This is a genomic window from Nonomuraea basaltis (genome assembly GCF_005893125.1).
In the GTDB taxonomy this organism is placed as follows: Bacteria; Actinomycetota; Actinomycetes; order Streptosporangiales; family Streptosporangiaceae; genus Nonomuraea; species Nonomuraea basaltis.
This window is the reverse complement of sequence record NZ_VCJS01000536.1, coordinates 1-1,517: the sequence shown is the minus strand read 5'-3', so window position 1 is coordinate 1,517 and position 1,517 is coordinate 1. Positions and strand designations below refer to the sequence as shown.

Sequence of the window (1,517 nt, the reverse complement as noted above, 5' to 3'; positions counted from 1 at the left end):
TTAGGGTCTCGTGGGCTAGGAGATGTGTAATAGAGTTAGCTTCCGGGGGATGAGGATCCGGGGAAGGGAAATCCGTGGAAGATGCCTCAGTATGAGAGCAAGTCAACGACATAGTCAATGGCATCGACTATCCGAAGCGGGAGGTAACAGGGGAGAAGGCGGCACGTAACATCTAGGGGGGCGGTCAGCCCCGGGTCGGTGCGGAACCGACCGCACGCAAGCAGAGAGGATCCCCCTCGATGGCGGCCACGCCGCAGGCCAGGCCCCGACGTCCACGGGGCAGTCTCAACCAGCAGGCCATCACCGAGGCCGCACTCCGGATCGCCGACCGGGACGGCATGGACGCGCTCACCTTCGAGGCGCTCGGCCGTGAGCTGGAGGCCCATCCGACTGCGATCTACCGGCACTTCCGGGACAAGGACGAGTTGCTGCTCGCCCTCGTCGACGCCCTGCACGCCCGGACCACCGCGGGCGGGCTTCTGGTCACCGACGACTGGACCGCGGACCTGCGCGCCGTGGCGGGCCGAATCCACGACGCTTTCCTGGCCCATCCGCAGGTCGGCCAGCTGGCCGCCGCCCGTACCGCACGGCGGCAGCACGAGTTCGAGGTCGTCGAGCATATCCTCGGCTGTATGCGCCGGGCCGGCCTCGACGAGGAGGAGGCGGCCCGCTGCTACCGCGTCTTCGCCGACGCGGTCCTGGCCTACTCCGGCATGGACGCCGCCCTGCACGCCCTGGCCGCCCCCACCCGCGACGCCGACCTGCTCGCTTGGCACGTCGACTACCGCAAGCTGCCCGCCGAGGCATACCCGAACCTCGCGGCCACCATCGACCACATCCCGCCACTGGACTCGCCCGACAGCTTTGCGTTGCTGGTGGACCTGCTGATCGCAGCGATCAAAGCCCGGGCCGAGGCCCATTGACCTGATCTACGACGCCAACGCTGTCGACTCCGGTGATGGAGTCCACGCTCGGTCGTCGAGGGCTGGGTAAGGCGAGTCGGGCGGCTGGGCGATGGCTGTCACCGTGCTGTGAGCTGAGCCTCACCGCCCCGTGGCATGGCGCCGGCCTGGTACGGGCCGAGCCGATCGCGACCGCCGGGGCGGGCCCCGCACGCGGCCGCCGCCGAGCACGGGCGGACCTTTGCTACGACCCGAGCCGACTCCGATCGGCTCCAGACGCGGAGGGCTACTGGTCGTCGTCGAGCGGCGGTTCCAGATGTGCCCAGGGGCGTGCGTCTTCGAGTTGTGCGGCCAGTGACAGCAGCAGTGCCTCGCTGCCGAGCGGGCCGACGAACTGGACACCAAGCGGCAGGCCCTCGGGGGTGCGGTAGGTGGGCACGCTGATCGCGGGACGCCCGGTGATGTTCGCGAGCTGGGTGAAGGGCACGGGTTCGAGGTTGGCGATGACGGCCTCCTTCCACTGTTTGGTAGTGCTCAGTCGCCCGGCCAGTCCGAGGGAAAGGGCCAGGCGGCCGAGCACGCGCAGCAGGGGCGGGGTGTCGAGCTCTCCGATGC

2 protein-coding genes are annotated in these 1,517 nt (G+C 69.3%); one reads left to right on the top strand and one right to left on the bottom strand.

Annotated features, from left to right (window positions below; translation table 11 throughout):
• Positions 1-239 precede the first annotated feature (239 nt).
• Positions 240-923 (top strand): TetR/AcrR family transcriptional regulator, encoded by a 684-nt coding sequence (locus EJK15_RS69225; protein WP_138720909.1) that lies wholly within the window; start codon positions 240-242, stop codon positions 921-923.
• 265 nt (positions 924-1,188) lie between these two features.
• Here EJK15_RS69225 and EJK15_RS69220 read toward each other — a convergent pair.
• Positions 1,189-1,517 (bottom strand): amidase family protein (locus EJK15_RS69220; protein WP_240778152.1); only part of this gene is annotated, 329 nt, incomplete at its 5' end.

Coding starts and splice junctions, on each gene's coding strand:
- EJK15_RS69225 (WP_138720909.1), top strand. CDS start 240: ATGGCGGCCACGCCGCAGGCCAGGCCCCGACGTCCACGGGGCAGTCTC.